The sequence below is a fragment of the Streptomyces sp. NPDC058086 genome (assembly GCF_042885015.1).
Taxonomy (GTDB): Bacteria; Actinomycetota; Actinomycetes; order Streptomycetales; family Streptomycetaceae; genus Streptomyces.
Window position 1 is genome coordinate 20661 of sequence record NZ_JBHVST010000036.1, and the last position, 18901, is coordinate 39561.

General features: G+C 71.8%; 15 protein-coding genes. 12 read left to right on the forward strand and 3 right to left on the reverse strand.

Features of this window, described 5'->3' with window-relative positions; genetic code table 11:
- The 4 genes from ACFVWD_RS26525 (at position 1) to ACFVWD_RS26540 (ending at position 3690) form a co-directional block, all read left to right on the forward strand.
- Positions 1 to 630, forward strand: coding sequence for a hypothetical protein (locus ACFVWD_RS26525; RefSeq protein ID WP_384923423.1), 630 nt, complete (start codon positions 1 to 3; stop codon positions 628 to 630).
- 169 nt (positions 631 to 799) lie between these two features.
- Positions 800 to 1681 (forward strand): universal stress protein, encoded by an 882-nt coding sequence (locus ACFVWD_RS26530; protein WP_389599566.1) that lies wholly within the window; start codon positions 800 to 802, stop codon positions 1679 to 1681.
- A gap of 87 nt (positions 1682 to 1768) precedes the next feature.
- On the forward strand, positions 1769 to 2803 hold the full coding sequence (locus ACFVWD_RS26535) for a zinc-dependent alcohol dehydrogenase (protein ID WP_389599568.1): 1035 nt from the start codon (positions 1769 to 1771) through the stop codon (positions 2801 to 2803).
- A 5-nt stretch (positions 2804 to 2808) separates the two neighbouring features.
- The gene (locus tag ACFVWD_RS26540) at positions 2809 to 3690 is read left to right on the forward strand and encodes a universal stress protein (RefSeq protein ID WP_389599569.1); all 882 of its coding nucleotides are present in this window, start codon (positions 2809 to 2811) and stop codon (positions 3688 to 3690) included.
- 5 nt (positions 3691 to 3695) lie between these two features.
- Here ACFVWD_RS26540 and ppk2 read toward each other — a convergent pair whose 3' ends face one another.
- Positions 3696 to 4499, reverse strand: coding sequence for a polyphosphate kinase 2 (gene ppk2, locus ACFVWD_RS26545; RefSeq protein WP_143629847.1), 804 nt, complete (start codon positions 4497 to 4499; stop codon positions 3696 to 3698).
- A 97-nt stretch (positions 4500 to 4596) separates the two neighbouring features.
- Between ppk2 and ACFVWD_RS26550 the strand changes: the two genes are divergently transcribed.
- From ACFVWD_RS26550 to ACFVWD_RS26565, 4 genes are read left to right on the forward strand one after another with little or no spacing between them, the layout of a single operon-like run.
- Positions 4597 to 6996, forward strand: a complete 2400-nt coding sequence (locus tag ACFVWD_RS26550; protein ID WP_389599571.1) for a phosphoketolase — start codon at positions 4597 to 4599, stop codon at positions 6994 to 6996.
- Positions 6997 to 7049: 53 nt separating this feature from the next.
- Positions 7050 to 8066 (forward strand): type I glyceraldehyde-3-phosphate dehydrogenase, encoded by a 1017-nt coding sequence (gene gap / locus ACFVWD_RS26555; protein ID WP_389599572.1) that lies wholly within the window; start codon positions 7050 to 7052, stop codon positions 8064 to 8066.
- Positions 8063 to 8806 (forward strand): HAD family hydrolase, encoded by a 744-nt coding sequence (locus ACFVWD_RS26560; protein WP_389599574.1) that lies wholly within the window; start codon positions 8063 to 8065, stop codon positions 8804 to 8806. Before gap ends, ACFVWD_RS26560 begins: the two co-directional genes overlap by 4 nt.
- Before the next feature lie 2 nt (positions 8807 to 8808).
- The gene (locus tag ACFVWD_RS26565; RefSeq protein WP_389599575.1) at positions 8809 to 11187 is read left to right on the forward strand and encodes a glycoside hydrolase family 65 protein; all 2379 of its coding nucleotides are present in this window, start codon (positions 8809 to 8811) and stop codon (positions 11185 to 11187) included.
- A 17-nt stretch (positions 11188 to 11204) separates the two neighbouring features.
- On the opposite strand, the gene ACFVWD_RS26570 is transcribed toward ACFVWD_RS26565, so the two are convergent.
- Positions 11205 to 11936 (reverse strand): universal stress protein, encoded by a 732-nt coding sequence (locus tag ACFVWD_RS26570; protein ID WP_389599576.1) that lies wholly within the window; start codon positions 11934 to 11936, stop codon positions 11205 to 11207.
- Between the two features lie 170 nt (positions 11937 to 12106).
- Here ACFVWD_RS26570 and ACFVWD_RS26575 point away from each other — a divergent pair, with 170 nt between their 5' ends.
- The 4 genes from ACFVWD_RS26575 (at position 12107) to ACFVWD_RS26590 (ending at position 18075) form a co-directional block, all read left to right on the forward strand.
- Positions 12107 to 14800, forward strand: a complete 2694-nt coding sequence (locus ACFVWD_RS26575; RefSeq protein ID WP_389599578.1) for a GNAT family N-acetyltransferase — start codon at positions 12107 to 12109, stop codon at positions 14798 to 14800.
- A gap of 12 nt (positions 14801 to 14812) precedes the next feature.
- On the forward strand, positions 14813 to 15544 hold the full coding sequence (locus tag ACFVWD_RS26580; protein WP_389599579.1) for a CBS domain-containing protein: 732 nt from the start codon (positions 14813 to 14815) through the stop codon (positions 15542 to 15544).
- A 26-nt stretch (positions 15545 to 15570) separates the two neighbouring features.
- The gene (locus ACFVWD_RS26585; RefSeq protein ID WP_389599581.1) at positions 15571 to 16080 is read left to right on the forward strand and encodes a flavodoxin domain-containing protein; all 510 of its coding nucleotides are present in this window, start codon (positions 15571 to 15573) and stop codon (positions 16078 to 16080) included.
- Between the two features lie 234 nt (positions 16081 to 16314).
- A complete protein-coding gene (locus tag ACFVWD_RS26590; RefSeq protein WP_389599583.1) occupies positions 16315 to 18075 on the forward strand; it encodes a GAF domain-containing protein in 1761 nt (586 codons plus the stop codon).
- Positions 18076 to 18169: 94 nt separating this feature from the next.
- On the opposite strand, the gene ACFVWD_RS26595 is transcribed toward ACFVWD_RS26590, so the two are convergent.
- The gene (locus ACFVWD_RS26595) at positions 18170 to 18871 is read right to left on the reverse strand and encodes a response regulator (RefSeq protein WP_389599584.1); all 702 of its coding nucleotides are present in this window, start codon (positions 18869 to 18871) and stop codon (positions 18170 to 18172) included.
- Positions 18872 to 18901: the final 30 nt, after the last annotated feature.

An 18901-nucleotide genomic window follows, 5' to 3' on the forward strand; every position in this document is an offset into this window, starting at 1 on the left:
ATGGCCGTGCACGAGCACCCTCACCGGAGCCCGGGGTTCCACCTGCCGTCCTTCCGCAGGAACCGGGCCGCGTCCACCTCTGGGTCCGCCGTGTCGGCGAGCACCGACACGCACACCTTGAGGGCCTACTCCTTCGCCTCGCTGCGCCTGCTGACCGGATTCGTTTTCCTGTGGGCGTTCCTCGACAAGACCTTCGGGTTCGGCTACGCCACCCCCTCCGGCAAGGGCTGGATCGACGGCGGCTCGCCGACCAAGGGCTTCCTCAGCGGCGTCGCCGCAGGGCCGATGGAGTCCACCTTCCACTCCTGGGCGGGCGACACCTGGGCGGACTGGCTGTTCATGGCCGGACTGCTCGGCATCGGGCTCGCCCTGATCGGCGGGATCGCGCTGCGCCTGGCCGCCGTGGCGGGCACCGCGATGATGGCGCTGATGTGGGTCGCCGAGTGGCCGCCCGCCAAGCACCTTTCCGACGGAACGGCGAGCATGTCCACCAACCCGTTCGCGGACTACCACCTCGTCTACGCCGTCGTCCTCATCGCCCTGGCACTGGCCGCCGCCGGCGACACCCTGGGCGTCGGCAAGCTCTGGGCCAAGCTGCCGGTCGTCCGTGACCACGGCTGGCTGCGCTGACCGCGGAAGGGAGGACGGCATCCGGAAAGGGCCGCCCTCCCACGCCCGCCCCGCGGGTCCATAGGGCCGATCGGCCCCTTCCGGGGACCTGCGGCCCCTGCACCGCGAATCCCCCACGACACGACGCTGGAACCGGGACCTCACGATCCCGGTTCAGGAGGTGGAGAGCATGCCCCGCACCGTCACCGTAGGCCTCGACGGTTCGCCCGAGAGTCGTGCCGCCGCCGACTGGGCGGCCCGTGAGGCGAAGCTCCGCGGACTGCCGTTGAAGCTGGTCAACGTCTGGGAGCCCGTCCCGGAGCCCATCGCCCAGGCACTGCTGCCCGGGCCCGAGACCCACCAGCAATGGAGCGAACGGATACTGCGTGAAGCGGCCGATGGACTGCGGGCGGCCCACCCGGGGGTCGACGTGCTCGCCGAGCACGTCACCGGCCGACTGGCCGAGGTGCTGACCGATGGCGCGAAGGACGCCGAACCGCTGGTGCTCGGATCCCGTGGCCTGAGCGGGGTGGGCGGATTCATGGTCGGCTCCGTCGGCCTGGCCGTCGTGGCGCACGCCGAGCGCCCGGTCGTTCTCGTACGGGCCGAAGGAGACACCTCGGGCACCGACGCCGGCGTCCTGCCCTCCCGGCCCGTCGTGCTCGGCCTCGACACCGGGGCTCCCGACGACACCCTGATCGGCTTCGCCTTCGAGGCGGCCGTCCTGCGCGGCGCCTCCCTGCGGGTCGTCCACGGCTGGAACGAGCCGCCCTACATCGCGTACGGCATGCCCCCGGACCCGGAACTGAACGCCCAGCTCGGCGCCGAGGAGGCCGCCGCCGTGAGCGAGGTGCTGCGGCCGTGGCGGCAGAAGTTCCCGACGGTGGACGTCGTCGAGGACTCCCTGTCCGGGAAGGCGGCCAACCATCTCGTGGACGCCTCCGCAGAGGCCTCCCTGGTGGTCGTCGGCCGCCGTATCCGCCGTTCGGCGCTCGGCGCCCACATCGGGCCGATCACCCACGCCGTACTGCACCACGCCACCGCCCCCGTCGCCGTGGTCCCGCACGACTGACGCCCCGCACGACCGGCCGCCCGACACGACCGATCACCCGACACGCCTCACCACCAGAGACGCCTCACCATCCGAGGAGAGACCCCCATGAAAGCGGCAGTCGTACGAGCGTTCGGCGAACCCCTGGTCATAGAGGAGCGCCCCGATCCCGAGCCCGGCCCCGGCCAGGTCCGCGTCAGGGTGGAGGCCTCCGGGCTGTGCCACACCGACATCCACGCCGCGCACGGCGACTGGCCGGTGAAGCCGAACCCGCCCTTCGTCCCCGGTCACGAGGGCGTCGGGGTGGTCGAGGCCCTGGGCGACGGCGTCACGCACCTCGCGCTCGGGCAGCGCGTCGCGGTGCCCTGGCTCGGCTCGGCCTGCGGACGGTGCGAGCACTGCCTGTCCGGCTGGGAGACGCTCTGCGAGCAGCAGGTCAACACCGGATACGGGTGCGACGGCGGCTACGCCGAGAAGATGCTTGCCCGGGCCGACTTCGCCCAGCCGGTGCCCGACGGGATCTCGCCGCTCGACGCCGCCCCGCTCACCTGCGCCGGGGTCACGACGTACAAGGCCCTCAAGGTCGCCGGTGCCGGCCCCGCCCAGCTGGTCGCCATCTCGGGCATCGGCGGACTGGGCCATCTGGCGGTCCAGTACGCGAAGATCGCCGGGGCGACGGTGGCGGCGATCGACGTCACCGACGAGAAGCTCGAACTCGCCTCGGAACTCGGCGCCGACCTCGTCATCGACGCCCGCACACACGACCCGGCCGAAGTGCTCAAGCGGTTCGGCGGCGCGCACGCGGCGATCGCGCTCGCGGTGAACGAGGCCGCGTTCGCCGCCGTGTACGGAGGACTCCGGCGCGGCGGGAAGCTCGTGATGGTGGCACTGCCCGCGCACGGGACCATCCAGGTCCCGATCTTCGACACCGTACTGAACGGCACGTCGGTGATCGGCTCGATCGTGGGCACCCGGCAGGACCTGGCCGAGGTCTTCGAGCTGCACGCGGCGGGCCGCACCCGGGTCATCCGTGAGTCCCGGCCCCTCGTCTCCGTCAATGAGTCCATCGACGCCGTGCTGCGCGGTCAGGTCAAGGCCCGGATCGTCTTCGACTTCGGTGAAGACGTCGGTGAAGGACGGTGAGGACGGTGGAGCTGCCCCTGGTCGTGGGTGTCGACGGCTCGGAGTCCAGCCTGCGCGCCGTGGACTGGGCGACGGACGAGGCCGCGCTGCGCGGCGTACCGCTGCGCCTGGTGTACGCCTCGCTCTGGGAGCGCTACGAGGGCGCCGCGCTCGCCGAGGGCGTCGACAGGCCCTCGGAGCAGGTGATGGCCGACAACATCGTCGAGGCCGCCGCGCGACGGGCCCACCGCCGGGCCCCCGAGTTGAAGGTCAGCACCGACATCCTGCCCGACGACGCGGCGAGCGTGCTGCTGAACGAGGCGCACACCGCCGTCGCGCTGGTCGTCGGGTCGCGCGGACGTGGCGGCCTCGCCGAACTGCTGCTCGGTTCGGTCGGCCTCAAGGTCGCCGGCCGCGCCGCGTGCCCGGTGATCGTGCTGCGCGGCGACCAGGACAACCAGGCAAGGGCCGGGACGCACCGGCGCGTGGTTCTCGGAGTCGGGGAGGGGCCGCACGCCGCGGAGGTCACACGGTTCGCCTTCGAGGAAGCCGAGACCCGCAAGGCCGCCCTGGACGCCGTACGGGTCTGGCGTTGCCCGACGTACGAGAGCACCGACCACCCCCTGCTCGCGGGCGAACCGGCCCGCTTGCGCGAGCAGCGGGCCGCGGAGATCCTGGACTCGGCCCTGAGCAAGGCCGCGGCCGAGCATCCGGCTGTGGCCCTGCGCCGCAGGACCGCCGAGGGCAGCGCTCGCCGGATCCTGCTGGACGCCTCGGACGACGCCGACCTGCTGGTCGTCGGAGTCCGGCGCCACCACGGACTCGCCGGACTCCAGCTCGGCCGGGTCGCCCACACGCTCCTGCACCACTCAGCCTGCCCGGTCGCCGTCGTACCGCAACGGGGATGAGCGACTCAGAGGGTCGCCGCGTGGTCGGGGACGTACGTCTGCAGATCGCGCGGCGGGCGCACATAGCCCGTCGACGGCGGCCGGGGCGGCAGTTCGAGAACCGGTGGCTTCACCTCGTGGTAAGGAACGGAGCCGAGCAGGTGGGCGATCATGTTCAGGCGGGCCCGGCGCTTGTCGTCGCTCTCCACGATGTACCACGGAGCCTCCGAGACGTCCGTGTGCACCAGCATCTCGTCCTTCGCCCGGGAGTACGCCTCCCAGCGGGTGATCGACTCCAGGTCCATCGGGGACAGCTTCCAGCGCCGCGTCGGATCCTTCAGCCGGCGCCGGAACCGCTTCTGCTGCTCCGCGTCGCTCACCGAGAACCAGTACTTGCGCAGCAGGATCCCCTCCTCGACCAGCATCCGTTCGAAGATCGGGCACTGTCGAAGAAAGAGCTGGTGCTCCTCCTTCGTGCAGAAGCCCATGACCTGCTCGACGCCGGCGCGGTTGTACCAGCTCCGGTCGAACAGCACGATCTCCCCGGCGGCGGGCAGATGCTCGACATACCGCTGGAAGTACCACTGGGTGCGCTGGCGCTCGGTCGGCTTGGGCAGCGCCACGGTTCGTGCGACGCGCGGGTTGAGAAGCTCCGACACCCGCTTGATCGTGCCGCCCTTGCCCGCCGCGTCCCGGCCCTCGAAGACCACCACGAGCCGGGCGCCCTCCGTGCGCACCCACTCCTGAAGCTTCACCAGCTCCGTCTGCAGGCGCAGCAGCTCCCGCTCGTACGCCGCAACCGGCACCTTCGCCGTCTTCTCGCCGGCCATGCCGCCTCCTCCGCTCGATCACGCACACCGATGCCACACCCTGCGACACGCCCCGCGACACGCCTCGTGACGCACCTCGATGACTTACGGAGTCACCATGCCCAAGGTCGAACCGCACAAGGTCGAACACCAGGACAGCACCGTACTTACCGACGAGGAACTGCGCACCCTGGACGCCCACTGGCGAGCCGCCAACTACCTTGCCGTGGGCCAGATCTACCTGCTCGCCAACCCGCTGCTGACCGAGCCCCTGACCCCCGCGCACATCAAGCCGCGGCTGCTCGGCCACTGGGGGACCTCACCCGGCCTCAACCTGGTGCACACGCACCTCAACCGGGTGATCAAGGCCCGTGGTCTGGACGCGCTGTGCGTGTGGGGGCCCGGACACGGCGGGCCCGCGGTCCTCGCCAACTCCTGGCTGGAGGGGACCTACAGCGAGACGTATCCGAGCGTCTCGCGGGACGCGGCCGGTATGGAGCGGCTGTTCAGGCAGTTCTCGTTCCCCGGCGGGGTGCCCAGCCATGTCGCGCCCGAGACCCCGGGCTCGATCCACGAGGGCGGTGAGCTCGGCTACTCGCTGGCACACGCCTACGGGGCCGCCTTCGACAACCCGGACCTGCTGGTCGCCTGCGTCATCGGTGACGGCGAGGCGGAGACGGGGCCGCTGGCCGCGTCCTGGCACTCCAACAAGTTCCTCGACCCGGTCCACGACGGCGCCGTGCTGCCGATCCTGCACCTCAACGGCTACAAGATCGCCAACCCGACCGTCCTGTCCCGGATCCCGGAGGCCGAACTCGACGACCTGCTGCGCGGCTACGGCCACGACCCGATCCACGTCGCCGGCGACGACCCGCACGAGGTACACCGCGCGATGGCGGACGCCTTCGACCGGGCCCTGGACCACATCGCGCTGATGCAGCGCACCGCCCGCGAGGACGGCGTGGCCGAGCGGGTGCGCTGGCCCATGATCGTGCTGCGCACCCCGAAGGGCTGGACGGGACCGGCGGAGGTCGACGGCGTGCCCGTCGAGGGCACCTGGCGCGCCCACCAGGTGCCGCTGGCCGCGGTCCGCGAAAACCCGGAACACCTGCGGCAGTTGGAGACCTGGCTGCGCTCGTACCGTCCCGAGGAACTCTTCGACGCCGAGGGACGCCCCGTCGCCGACGTCCTCGCCTGCGTGCCCGACGGCTCGAAGCGACTGGGCGCGACGCCGCACGCCAATGGCGGCCTGCTCGTCCGTGATCTGCCCATCCCCTCCCTCGACCGCTACGCCGTCCCCGTCGACAAACCGGGCGCCACCCTGCACGAGCCCACCCGGGTCCTCGGCGACCTCCTCGAACAGGTCATGAAGGACACCTCCCACCGCCGGGACTTCCGGCTGGTGGGCCCCGACGAGACCGCCTCCAACCGGCTGGGAGCTGTCCTCGGCGCCAGCGGCAAGGCCTGGCAGGCGCAGACCCTCCAGGTGGACGAGCACCTGGACCGGCACGGCCGGGTCATGGAGATCCTCTCCGAACACCTCTGCCAGGGCTGGCTGGAGGGCTACACGCTGACCGGCCGGCACGGGCTGTTCTCCTGCTACGAGGCGTTCGTGCACATCGTCGACTCGATGGTCAACCAGCACATCAAGTGGCTCAAGACGTCGAGGGAGCTGGCGTGGCGGGCCCCGATCGCGTCCCTCAACTACCTGCTCACCTCGCACGTCTGGCGTCAGGACCACAACGGCTTCTCGCACCAGGACCCCGGCTTCGTCGACCACGTCCTCAACAAGAGCCCCGAGGTCGTGCGGGTCTATCTGCCGCCGGACGCCAACACCCTGCTGTCGGTGGCTGACCACGTGCTGCGCAGCCGCGACTACGTCAACGTCGTCGTCGCGGGCAAACAGCCCTGCTTCGACTGGCTCTCCATGGACCAGGCCCGCGACCACTGCGCCCGCGGCGCCGGGATCTGGGAGTGGGCGGGCTCGGCGAACGGGGACCGTGAACCGGACGTCGTCCTCGCCTGCGCGGGTGACGTCCCCACCCAGGAGATCCTGGCCGCCTCCGACCTGCTCCGGCGCCATCTGCCCGGGCTCGTCGTCCGCGTCGTCAACGTCGTCGACATGACCCGGCTGCTGCCGCGCGATGAACACCCGCACGGGATGCGCGACTTCGAGTACGACGGCCTGTTCACCACCGACAAACCGGTGATCTTCGCCTACCACGGCTACCCCTGGCTGATCCACCGGCTCGCCTACCGCCGCGCGGGCCACGCCAACCTCCACGTACGCGGCTACAAGGAGATGGGCACCACCACGACCCCGTTCGACATGGTCGTCCGCAACGACATGGACCGCTACCGCCTCGTCATGGACGTGATCGACCGTGTCCCCGGCCTCGGCGTGCGCGCCGCCGCCGTCCGCCAGCAGATGGCCGACGCCCGCACCCGCCACCACGCCTGGATCCGCGAACACGGCACCGACCTGCCCGAGGTTGCCGACTGGACCTGGACCGGCTGATCACCCACCCCACACCGGACGAAATCCCTCACTCCGCAAAGGAGTCCAGCACCATGACCGTACGCGTCGGCATCAACGGCTTCGGCCGCATCGGCCGCACATATCTGCGTGCGGCACTCGACCGCGCGGAGGCGGGCAGCCAGGACGTCGAGGTGGTCGCCGTCAACGACATCGCGCCGCCCGCCACCCTGGCCCACCTGCTGGAGTACGACTCGACGTTCGGACACATCGGGCGGGAGGTTCTGCACGACGACAGCTCGATCACCGTCGACGGCCGGCGCATCTCCGTCTCCGCCGAGCGCGACCCGGCGGCCCTCCAGTGGTCCGACTACGGCGCCGACGTCGTCATCGAGTCCACCGGCCGCTTCCGTGACCGCGACGCCGCCGCCCTGCACCTGAAGGGCGGCGCCCACACGGTGCTGCTCTCGGCGCCCGGCAAGAACGCGGACGCCACCATCGTGATGGGGGTCAACGACGACACCTACGACCCGCACAACGACCGGATCGTGTCCGCCGCCTCCTGCACCACCAACTGCGTCGCGCCCATGGTCAAGGTGCTCCACGAGGCCTTCGGCATCGAGCGCGGCGTGATGACCACCATCCACGGCTACACCAACGACCAGTCCCTGCTGGACGGCCCGCACAAGGACCTGCGCCGGGCCAGGTCGGCGGCCCTCAGCATCATCCCGACCAGCACGGGAGCCGCCCGCGCGGTCGGGCTGGTGGTACCGGAACTGGCCGGCGCCCTGGACGGCATCGCGGTGCGCGTGCCCGTCGAGGACGGCTCGCTCACCGACCTCGCGGTGGTGCTGCGGACGGCGGCGACGGCAGAGGAGATCAACACCGCCTTCGTCGAGGCGTCGGAGGGACCGCTGAACGGCATCCTCCGCGTCTCGAAGGCGCCGATCGTCTCCCGGGACGTCATCGGCGATCCCTCCTCCTGCGTCTTCGACCCGGCCCTGACCCAGGCCAACGGCACCCTGGTGAAGGTCTTCGGCTGGTACGACAACGAGTGGGGCTACACCAACCGACTCCTCGACCTCACCGCACTGGTGGCCGACGACCGATGAACTCGGAGCGGAGCGGCACGGTCCGCGTACCCCCCGCGCTGCGGGGGGTACGGGCCGTGGTCCTCGACACCGACGGCGTCATCACGGACTCCGCGCGGCTGCACGCCGCCGCGTGGAAGACGGCCTTCGACGCCTTTCTGAGCCCACGCGGCGAGCGCCCCTTCGACCCGCGCGAGGACTATCTGCGTTACGTCGACGGCAAGTCGCGCCTCGACGGCGCCACGGCCTTCCTCGAAGCCCGGGGACTGCGGCCCTCCGATGCCGAGGTCCGCGCCGTCGCCGCCGACAAGGAGCGGCTGTTCACCGAGCGGCTGCGTGGTGGGGGCGTCGACGCCTACCCGGGCACGGTCCGCCTGCTGCGTGCCCTGCGGTCCGCCGGGATCCCGTTGGCCGCCGCCTCCGCCTCCCGGCACGCGGGCGAACTCCTCGAACAGGCGGGAGTACGTGGCCTCTTCGACGTTTTGGTGGATGGAGGGGAGGCGGCCCGGCTCGGTCTGCCCGGCAAGCCCGACCCCGCTCTCTTCCTGGAGGCGACCCGCCGCCTCGGGGTTCCCGCCGAACACGCCGCCGTCGTCGAGGACGCCCTCGCCGGAGTCGAGGCGGGGCGACGCGGCGGATTCGGTCTCGTCCTGGGCGTCGACCGCGCCCGCACCCCGGCCACCCGGGCCGCCCTCCTGGAGCACGGCGCGGACCTGGTGGTCGACGACCTCGCGGAGCTGCTCACTCAGAAGGAGGGCTGACGATGCCCGACTGGACCTGGGCGTACGAAGGTTACGAGCCCGCGCAGGAGCGGCTGCGTGAGGCGCTGTGCACCCTCGGAAACGGCTACTTCGCCACCCGGGGCGCGGCTCCCGAGTGCGCGGCGGACCCCGTCCACTACCCGGGCACATACGCGGCGGGCTGCTACAACCGCCTCACCTCGGACGTGGCTGGACACCGGGTCGAGAACGAGGACATGGTCAACCTCCCCAACTGGCTGCCACTGCGCGTGCGCACCGCCTCCGGGAGCTGGCTGACGCCCGACACCCACAAGGTCCTCGACCACCGCCAGACCCTGGACCTGCGCGCGGGCACGCTGGAACGCACGCTGCGCTACGAGGACGAGCAGGGCCGGTTCCTCTCCGTACGGCAGGTGCGGCTGGTTCACATGGCCGACCCTCATCTGGCCCTGCTGCGCACGGAGCTGACGGCCCAGGGCTGGTCCGGGGAGATCGAGGTCGAGACGGCGCTCGACGGGACGGTCGCCAACACCGGTGTAGAGCGCTACCGCTCCCTCGCCTCCCGGCACCTCACGGACGTCCGGACCGGCACCGCGGCGCCGGACACGATCTGGCTGGAGTGCCGGACCAGCGCCTCCGACATCTGGATCGGCCTGGCGGCCCGCACGGCCGCCGACGTACCCGCCCGGACCGTGGACGCACACGAGCACGCGCGGGCCGCTCAACTGCAGCGGATCTCCCTGGCCGACGGCCGGACGGTATGCGTGGACAAGACGGTCGCCCTGCACACCTCCCACGACCCGGCCAGCAAGGACCCGGCGCACGCCGCCCTCGACCGGGTCGGCCGCGCTCCGGACTTCGCGACCCTGCTGGACTCCCACCGCACGGCCTGGCAACAGCTGTGGCGCAATGCCGAGCTGGACGTGCCGAACAGCGCGGGCCCGGTACTGCGGCTGCACCTCTTCCACCTGCTCCAGACGCTCTCCCCGCACACCGCGGAACTGGATGTCGGCGTCCCTGCGCGCGGGCTGCACGGCGAGGCCTACCGCGGACACGTCTTCTGGGACGAGCTGTTCGTCCTGCCGTACCTCAACCTGCACTTCCCCGAGGTCTCCCGCGCCCTGCTCACCTACCGCCACCGCCGCCTCGAACAGGCCTGCCGGGCCGCGCTCGACGCCGGGCACGCCGGTGCGATGTACCCGTGGCAGAGCGGCAGCGACGGCCGGGAGGAGACCCAGCAACTGCACCTCAACCCGCGCTCCGGGCGCTGGCTGCCCGACCACTCACGGCTCCAGCACCACGTCGGCTCGGCGATCGCGTACAACGTGTGGCAGTACTGCGAGGCGAGCGGCGACACCGAGTTCCTGCACACCAAGGGCATCGAGATGCTTGTGCAGATCGCCCGCTTCTGGGCCGGCCTCGCGGTGTACGACGAGACGCTCGCCCGGTACCGGATCCGTGGCGTCGTCGGCCCCGACGAGTACCACGACGCCTACCCCGGCGCCGAGCGGCCGGGACTCGACGACAACGCCTACACCAACGTCACCGCGGCCTGGGTGATCGCCCGCACCCTCGACGTCCTTTACGACCTGCCCGACCTGCCGCGCCGGGACCTCTGCGAGCGCACCGGCCTCGACGCGGCCGAACTCGAGAACTGGCAGGCGGTCTCCCGGAAGCTGTACGTGCCCTTTCACGCCGGGGTGATCAGCCAGTTCGAGGGCTACGGCGCACTGGAGGAGCTGGACTGGGACGGTTACCGGGCACGGTACGGCGACATCCGGCGGCTCGACCGGATCCTGGAGGCCGAGGGCGACAGCGTCAACCGCTATCAGGCGTCCAAGCAGGCGGACGTCCTGATGCTGGGCTACCTCTTCTCGCCCGCCGAGCTCCGCGGGCTGTTCCGCAGGCTGGGGCACGAGGTGGACGACGCCGTCTGGCGGCGCACCGTCGACCACTACCTGCGGCGCACGAGCCACGGCTCGACGCTGAGCAGCGTGGTGCACGGGTGGGTGCTGGCGCGGGCCCGGCGCGCGGAGGCGTGGACGTTTGTGCACGAGGCCCTGGCCGGGGACATCGCCGATCTGCAGGGCGGCACCACGGGGGAGGGCATCCACCTCGGCGCCATGGCGGGCACCCTCGATCTGGTCCAGCGCTGCCTGACCGGTCTGGAGACCCGGGGCGGCGTGCTGCGACTCGATCCGGTGCCGCTGCCGGAGTTCTCCGAGTACGGCTTCGGGATCCGCTACCGCGGCCATCGCGGGGTACAACTACGCCTGACGTCGGACCAGTTGAGGATTGCCGTGCCGGCTTCCGACCAGGACCCGATCGACCTCGCCCTCGCGGACCGCACGGTGTCCGTGGCCCCCGGGGAATCCTGCACCCTCAGCCTGCCGGACCGGTGACCGTAGGGTTTTGCACATCAGCGCGGAATCACGGCCACCGGGCACTCGGTGTGCTCCAGCACGTCCCCCACAGTGGGGCCGAGCGTCCGGCCCGCGCGGCCGACCACCAGGAGCTCCGCCGAGGCCGACGCCTGGACCAGGGCGGCCGACGGGCTCTGCAGGCGGACGTCCTCGTAGACGTCCACCTGCGGATACTTCTCCCGCCACGGCCGCAGCGCGTCCGACAGCAGCTGCACCTCCTGGTCCTCCCATGCGCCCCGGTCCTCCTCCGGCAGTGCGTACGGCATCCACCGCTCGGTGCGGGAGGGCAGCCGCCAGGCGTGCACGGCGTGCAGCCGGGCACCGCGGCGCCGGGCGGCGTCGAACGCGAAGTCCACGACCGCGCCGCTCACCGGATCACGGGCGTCGACGCCCAGCGTCACCCACTCCGTCCGGCGCCCGCCGCTCGCAGGGTGCGGACCGCCCGGCACCAGCACCACCGGCCGGTCCGAGCGGGCCGCCACCTCATGGGCCACGGAGCCCACGGCCGGCTCCGGCACACCGTCCTCGCCGCGCAGCCCGAGAACGGTGCACGCGGCCCGCGAGCCCAGCGAGAGCAGCGCCCCGGCGACTCCTCCGGCCGGGTCGGCCCCGTCGATGTGCACGACCCGCAACGGCAGTCCGCGCAGCCGCGCGTCCCCCGCCGCCCACTCGGCCGCCGCCCTGCTGGGCGCGGAGGCGTCGACCCCGACAATGATCGGCTCGGTCATGGCGGTTCATCCCTCCATGTGTACGGGATTCCAGGGTGTCCAGCCTCCGCCGTGGACCGGACCACGAGACAGGGGCCGACCGGCCCATGCGGCGCACCCGACCAGCCCCTGGGGCGGGGCCTCGCACCGCTGGATGCTCGAAGGGCCGAGAGGTTTTGAGGAGGCCCGAGATGAGGGACGACGAGCGCGACCGCCCCACCGTGCACGCCTTGCTCGCGGACGGCACCACCGTGTGCATACGGTCCGTGCGGCCTGACGACCACGAGCAGCTGCGAGGGCTCTACGAGGAGATGTCACCGGAGCACCTCCGGCTGCGGTTCTTCGCCGCGAGCTGCCGCTCCGCCGACCTGGCCGCCGACCGGGCCGCGGCGCCGGCCCGCCCCGGCTACCGGGCACTGCTCGCCGAGACGCAGGGCCGGGTGATCGGCCTGGCCGAGTACGAGACCGGTGACGACCCCGAGACGGCCGAGATGTCCATCGCCGTGGCCGACGGGCTGCACCACCGGGGCGTCGGCACCCTCCTGGTCGAACACCTCGTCTCCGCCGCGCGTGCGGACGGCGTCACCACGTTCACCGCCGACGCGCTCAGCGAGAACTACGAGGTGCTGCGGCTCTTCACCGACCTGGGTCTGCGTGCCGGACGCCGGTTCGAGGGTCCGGAGGTGCGCTGCACCATCGCGCTCGACGAGGACGACACCTATCTCGCGGCCGTCGAGGCCCGTGGCCGGGCCGCCGATGTCGCCAGCCTGGAACCGCTGCTGCGCCCCGACGCGGTCGCCGTGGTCGGCGCCGGACGCAGGCCCGGATCGGTGGGGCGGGCTCTCCTGCACCATCTGCACGCGGGGGGCTTCACCCGACGGCTCTTCGCGGTGAACCCTCACGTCTCCTCAATCCTCGGCGTGCCCTCCTACCCGTCGGTCAGCGCACTGCCCAAGGTCCCCGATCTCGCGGTCCTCGCGATACCCGCGGACGCCGTGCCCGCCACGGCCGAAGAGTGCGGCAAGGCCGGCGTACGGGCGCTGCTCGTGGTGACGGCCGGGCTCGACCCCGACCAGGCGGAAGCGCTCATGACCGCGTGCCGCACCTACGGCATGCGGCTCGTCGGCCCCAACTGCCTCGGCATCTCCAACACCGACCCGAGGCTCCGCCTTGACGCCACCTTCGCGGCCGAGCACGCGCGCTCCGGCACGGCGGGCGTCGCCGTACAGTCCGGCGGCGTGGGCATCGCCCTGCTCGACGGGCTGTCCCGGCTCGGCATCGGTGTCTCGTCCTTCGTGTCGCTCGGCGACAAGTACGACGTCAGCGGCAATGACATGCTCCAGTGGTGGGAGAGCGACGGCCGCACCGGCCTGGCCCTGCTGCACCTGGAGTCCTTCGGCAACCCGAGGGCGTTCTCCCGCACCGCCCGGCGCGTGACCCGCCTGATGCCCGTACTGACGGTCGACGCGGGCCGTACCGAGGCCGGTCGCCGTGCCGCCGCCTCGCACACCGCGGCCGCCGCGACCCGGACCATGACCCGACAGGCGCTGTTCACCCAGGCGGGCGTCACCGCGACCCGGTCGGTGGGCGAACTCCTCGAAACCGCCGCCCTGTTGCACGCCCAGCCGCTCCCGGCCGGGTCCCGCGTGGCGATCGTCACCAACGCGGGCGGTGCGGGTGTCCTCGCGGCGGACGCCTGCGCCGAGGCCGGGCTGACCCTGCCCGCCCCCACCCCCGAACTGATCGACGACCTGCTCGCCGTGCTGCCCGAAGGGGCGGCCGTGGGCAACCCCGTCGACGCCACGGCGGCCGTCACGGAGGACCAGCTCAGGGACTGCGTGGACCGGCTCCTGCGCTACCCGGGCATCGACACCGTGCTGCTGGCCCTCGTCCCCACCGCCGTCGCCGTGGCGACCGGCGACGACCTCGGCCACGCCGTCACCGACGGTCCCGGACGGCGGGAACGGCCCGTCGCCGTCGTACGCCTGGAGCAGGACCTGCCGGTCAAGCTGTTGCCCGCGCGGGAGGGCGGCGCCATCCCCTCGTACGCCGAACCGGTCGCGGCGGCACGTGCCCTGGCGCACGCCGCCCGTCGTGCGGCCTGGCTGAACCGGCCCGCGGGCACGATCCCGGAGCTGATGGAGGTCGACACGGCCTCGGCGCACACGGTCGCCGAGACCTACCTCGCCGCACATCCCGACGGTGGCTGGCTCGACCCGCGCACCTGCGCCGAACTCCTCTCCTGCTACGGCATCTCGCAACTCCCGTGGGCCTGGGCCGAGACCGAGGACGACGCCGTCATCGCCGCCGAACGGTTGCGCGGTGCCGACGGCCGCGTGGTCATGAAGGCCCACTGGCCCGGCCTGGTCCACAAGACCGAACAGCACGCGATCCATCTCGACCTCCAGGGCGACGCCCAAGTACGTGCCGCTTTCAGGGACTTCGAGACCCGGTTCGCCGGACTCATGACCGGAGTCGTCGTCCAGCCGCTGGCGGCGCGCGGCACCGAGCTGTTCGCGGGCGTGGCGCAGGACGACGTCTTCGGCCCCCTGGTGCTGTTCGGGCTAGGCGGCACGGCGACCGAGGTGCTGGCCGACCACGCCGCCCGCCTCGCCCCGCTGACCGACCACGACGTGCACGACCTGATCACCGCGCCACGCTGCGCGCCCCTGCTGCTGGGCGCGCACGGCAGTAGGCCGGCCGATCTCCAGGGCCTCGAACAGCTCCTGCTGCGGCTGTCCCGCATGGCGGGCGACCTGCCGCAGCTCGCCGAGGCCGACTTCAACCCCGTCCTGGCGACGCCCGCCGCGGTCACCGTGCTCGACGCGCGCGTCCGCCTGCTGCCGCGCCGGGCCCAGGACCCCTATCTGCGCCGACTGCGCTGAGGAGGAACAGAGATGAGGCAGAACAAGGTCGGATCGGTGATGGCCACGAAGGTCGTCACGGCCCGGTACGGCACCCCCTTCAAGGAAGTGGCACGGCTGCTCACCGAGCACCGCGTCAGCGGGCTGCCGGTGATCGACGAGGACGACAAGGTCCTCGGTGTGATCTCCGAGACCGACCTCATGGTCCGGCAGTCGGGCGTCCCTGAGCCCTACGGGACGCCGCGCCGCTTCCGGTTCACCGGGCTGACCCGCGGAGCCCGACGGCAGGCCGCGAAGGGGCACGCACGTACCGCCGGACAGCTGATGTCCGTGCCACCGGTCACCGTGCACGCCGACGAAACCATCGCCGAGGCCGCCCGGACCATGGCGCGCAGCCGCGTGGAGCGGCTGCCGGTGGTGGACGACGAGGACCGGGTCGTCGGCATCGTCACCCGCCGCGATCTGATCCAGGTCTTCCTGCAGCCGGACGACGTGATCCGCCGCCAGGTGATCGACGAGGTGCTGGTCCGCACGCTGTGGTTGAGCCCCTCGACCGTCGAGGTCGCCGTGTACGAGAGGGTCGTCACGCTGACCGGCCATGTGGAGCGCAGGAGCGAGGCGGAGATCGCCGTCTCCATGACCGACCGGATCGACGGCGTGGTCGCGGTGGTCGACAGCCTGACCTACCGACTGGACGACTCGCACCTGCGGCCGGACGAGCCGGCCCTGCACGGTGTCACCGAGGAATGGCTGCGCAAGCTGTGAAGCACGGCGAGAGGAGGGGTACCGCCATGCCGACCAAGGTGCTCGTCGCCTATGGGACGACGAACGGATCGACCGCGCGGATCGCGGAGACCATCGCAAAAGTCCTGCGCAAGGGGGGCGTGCCCACCGAGGCGGTGCCCGCTCACTCGGTGACGGGCGTCGAGTCGTACGACGCCGTGGTCGTGGGCGGTGGACTGTACGCGGGGCGCTGGCACAAGGACGCTCGCCGCTTCGTCCGTCGGCACGGCCGTGTGCTCGCGGGGCGTCCGCTGTGGTTCTTCAGTAGCGGTCCGCTCGACGCCTCGGCCACGGAGAAGGACATCCCGCCCGTCCCCGGAGTGCGGCGGGCCATGACCCGGCTCGGTGTCCGTGCGCACGTCACGTTCGGGGGCTGCCTGGAGGAAGGGGCCAACGGATTCGTCGCCCGGAAGATCGTTTCCTCCGGGAAGGGCGGGGACTTCCGAGACTTCGGGCAGATCGAGGCGTGGGCCACGGACATCGGAACCGAACTGGTGTCCGGAGTGCGGTCGGATTGAACCCCGTGCCGCTTCGGGACCGGGCGCAACCGGAACCTTTCCGGTTGTGCCCTCACGCCGACCTGAAGCGTGATGCGACCGGACGGGAACTCGACGACGGTCCGATGGCCTGAACTGTGTTCGGAATTCCCGTCGTCGAGGCAGTGCGTGATGCTGCCGAGACCTCCCAGGCAGTACCGTGAGGGCAGGCGAACTGGTGCGCGGCCTTGTCCGCTTGATGGGCCGGAGGAAGCGATGGGCGCGGACACGCGTGGGGGATCCGAGCAGCATCTGCCCAAGCTTCGCCTCGACGAACTGCTGGGCGAACTGCAGGTGCGCATCGACGCCGTCCGCGGCACTCGGGACCGCCTGCACAGCCTGCTGGAGGCCGTCCTGTCCGTCGGACGGGAGCTGGACCTGCCCCAGGTGCTGCGCAGCATCGTCGAGGCCGCGGTGGTCCTGGTGGACGCCGAGTACGGCGCCCTGGGCGTGATCGGCGGCGACCGGAAGCTGTCCGCGTTCATCACCGTCGGCATCGACGAGGAGCGGCGGGCCGAGATCGGGGCGCTGCCCAGTGGGCACGGGCTCCTCGGTGAGCTGATCCGGCACCCGGTGCCCCTGAGGCTGCCGGAGCTCTCCGAGCACCCCGAGTCGTACGGCTTCCCCGCCCACCACCCGCCGATGCACTCCTTCCTCGGCGTACCGATCCGGGTGCGCGACGAGGTGTTCGGGAACCTGTACCTCACCGAGAAGCGCGACGAGCGGGAGTTCGACGCGGAGGACGAGTCCGTCCTGTCGACGCTGGCCGTGGCCGCCGGCGTCGCCATCGAGAACGCGCGGCTGTACGAGGAGACCAGGCTCCGCGAACGCTGGCAGGGGGCCAGCGGGAAGGTCACCAGCGTCCTGCTGACCGGCGCGCCGAGCGCGGAGGTGCTGGAGCTCATCGTCGACGAGGCCCGGAAGATCGTCTCCGCGGACATGGGAATGATCGCGGAGGGCGTACCGGGTGAGGAGGCGCTGAGGCCCGCGCTGGCCGTCGGGCTCGGCGCGGAGCGGCGCGGCGGCCTGGTGATGTCGGCCCGGGACGGCTTCGTCGGAGCCGCGCTGAGCTCCGCGGAGCCTGTGGTCAGCGCCGACATCGCACACGATGCCCGCGCGGGCGAGGGCGAAGCCCAGTGGGCCGGGCTCGGACCCGTCGTGGCGGTGCCGCTCGGTACCAGCGGGAAGGCCCGGGGCGTGCTGCTCCTCGGGCGGGTCCAGGGCGGCGCGCCCTTCGGAGATGCGGACACCGGACCGCTGCTCGGGTTCGCCGACCAGGCCGCACTGGCGCTGGAGCTGGCCGAGCGACGGCGGGACGCGGAACAGATCGCGCTGCTCCAGGACCGCGACCGCATCGCCCGGGACCTGCACGACCTCGCCATCCAGCGGCTCTTCGCGGCCGGCATGACACTGCAGAGCGCCCAGCGCTTCATGGAGCATGCCGAGGGCATGGAGCGACTGACACGGACCGTCGACGACCTCGACGACACCATCAAGATCATCCGTTCCACGATCTTCGGCCTGCGAACGCACGGCGGGGCCGGCCGGGAGGGCAACGGTCTGCGCGGCCGGGTTTCCGAGGCGGTCACGGCCGCGACCACGTCGTTCGGGTTCGCGCCCGCGCTGCGGATCGAGGGGCTCGTCGAGACCGATGTTCCCGGGGACGTCGCCGACCACGCCGTCGCGGTGCTCGGTGAAGCGCTGAGCAACGCGGCCCGGCACTCCGGAGCGCATGCCGTGGACGTCCGACTCCACTGTGCCGGGGGCGAGTTGACGCTCACCGTGACGGACGACGGTTGCGGGGTGTCGGGTGACGTACGGCGCAGCGGGCTGAAGAACATGGAGGAGCGGGCCGTCGCCCTCGGGGGCGTACTGACGCTCGGCGAGCGGCCCGAGGGCGGTGGCACGCGGCTGGTGTGGCGGGTACCGGTGGGCGCGCCCAGCGCGGGTCCGGGGCCCGGTCCTGCGAATGGCTGAGACTGTCGGTGACCTGTGCGTCCGATGTCCGTCGGCTGCGGGTGACGGGGGCCGGCCGCGCAGGTCACCGCGCCCCTGAAGGGCACTCCCGGGGTCAGCGAGTCTGGTGGTCGGCGGTGTCGGGGTGCTCCAACTGGCTGGCCAGGACAGCCGCCTGGACCCTGCGCTGGACGCCTAGTTTGGCCAGCAGTCGGGAGATGTGGTTCTTCACCGTCTTCTCGGACAGGTAGAGCTTCTTGCCGATCTCACGGTTGGTGAGTCCGTCCCCGATCAGCGCGAGGATGTCGCGCTCGCGGGGCGAGAGGCCGGCGAGTTCGGGAGCGAGTGCCGGGGCCTCGGTGGGGTCCGCGCGCAGAGACCGCATGAGCCGGGCCGTCGTCGTGGGGTCCAGCATCGACTGGCCGGAAGCCACGGTGCGGATCGCCGCGACCAGGTCGGAGCCCTTGATCTGCTTGAGCACGTACCCCGAGGCTCCGGCCATGATCGCGTCGAGCAGGGCCTCCTCGTCGTCGAACGACGTCAGCATCAGACAGGCCAGCTCCGGCATCTGGTTGCGCAGCTCCCGGCAGACGCTGATCCCGTCACCGTCCGGCAGACGTACGTCCAGGACGGCCACGTGCGGCCGCAGCGCCGGCCCGCGCACCAGCGCGTGCTCGACGCTGCCCGCGTCGCCGACCACCGAGATGTCCGGCTCGGCGTCCAGGAGATCGGCCAGACCGCGGCGCACCACCTCGTGGTCGTCCAGCAGGAAGACCCGGATGGGGTTCTGTTCCGTGAAGGTGCGCGCCTCGGCCATGACGACCCCTTGTTCAGTTTCAGTGGTGGA

Excerpts from the sequence above, each read along its gene's own strand:
- ACFVWD_RS26525 (WP_384923423.1), top strand. The coding sequence starts at position 1 with ATGGCCGTGCACGAGCACCCTCACCGGAGCCCGGGGTTCCACCTGCCG.
- ACFVWD_RS26530 (WP_389599566.1), top strand. The coding sequence starts at position 800 with ATGCCCCGCACCGTCACCGTAGGCCTCGACGGTTCGCCCGAGAGTCGT.
- ACFVWD_RS26535 (WP_389599568.1), top strand. The coding sequence starts at position 1,769 with ATGAAAGCGGCAGTCGTACGAGCGTTCGGCGAACCCCTGGTCATAGAG.
- ppk2 (WP_143629847.1), bottom strand. The coding sequence starts at position 4,499 with ATGGCCGGCGAGAAGACGGCGAAGGTGCCGGTTGCGGCGTACGAGCGG.
- ACFVWD_RS26550 (WP_389599571.1), top strand. The coding sequence starts at position 4,597 with ATGCCCAAGGTCGAACCGCACAAGGTCGAACACCAGGACAGCACCGTA.
- gap (WP_389599572.1), top strand. The coding sequence starts at position 7,050 with ATGACCGTACGCGTCGGCATCAACGGCTTCGGCCGCATCGGCCGCACA.
- ACFVWD_RS26560 (WP_389599574.1), top strand. The coding sequence starts at position 8,063 with ATGAACTCGGAGCGGAGCGGCACGGTCCGCGTACCCCCCGCGCTGCGG.
- ACFVWD_RS26565 (WP_389599575.1), top strand. The coding sequence starts at position 8,809 with ATGCCCGACTGGACCTGGGCGTACGAAGGTTACGAGCCCGCGCAGGAG.
- ACFVWD_RS26570 (WP_389599576.1), bottom strand. The coding sequence starts at position 11,936 with ATGACCGAGCCGATCATTGTCGGGGTCGACGCCTCCGCGCCCAGCAGG.
- ACFVWD_RS26575 (WP_389599578.1), top strand. The coding sequence starts at position 12,107 with ATGAGGGACGACGAGCGCGACCGCCCCACCGTGCACGCCTTGCTCGCG.
- ACFVWD_RS26580 (WP_389599579.1), top strand. The coding sequence starts at position 14,813 with ATGAGGCAGAACAAGGTCGGATCGGTGATGGCCACGAAGGTCGTCACG.
- ACFVWD_RS26585 (WP_389599581.1), top strand. The coding sequence starts at position 15,571 with ATGCCGACCAAGGTGCTCGTCGCCTATGGGACGACGAACGGATCGACC.
- ACFVWD_RS26590 (WP_389599583.1), top strand. The coding sequence starts at position 16,315 with ATGGGCGCGGACACGCGTGGGGGATCCGAGCAGCATCTGCCCAAGCTT.
- ACFVWD_RS26595 (WP_389599584.1), bottom strand. The coding sequence starts at position 18,871 with ATGGCCGAGGCGCGCACCTTCACGGAACAGAACCCCATCCGGGTCTTC.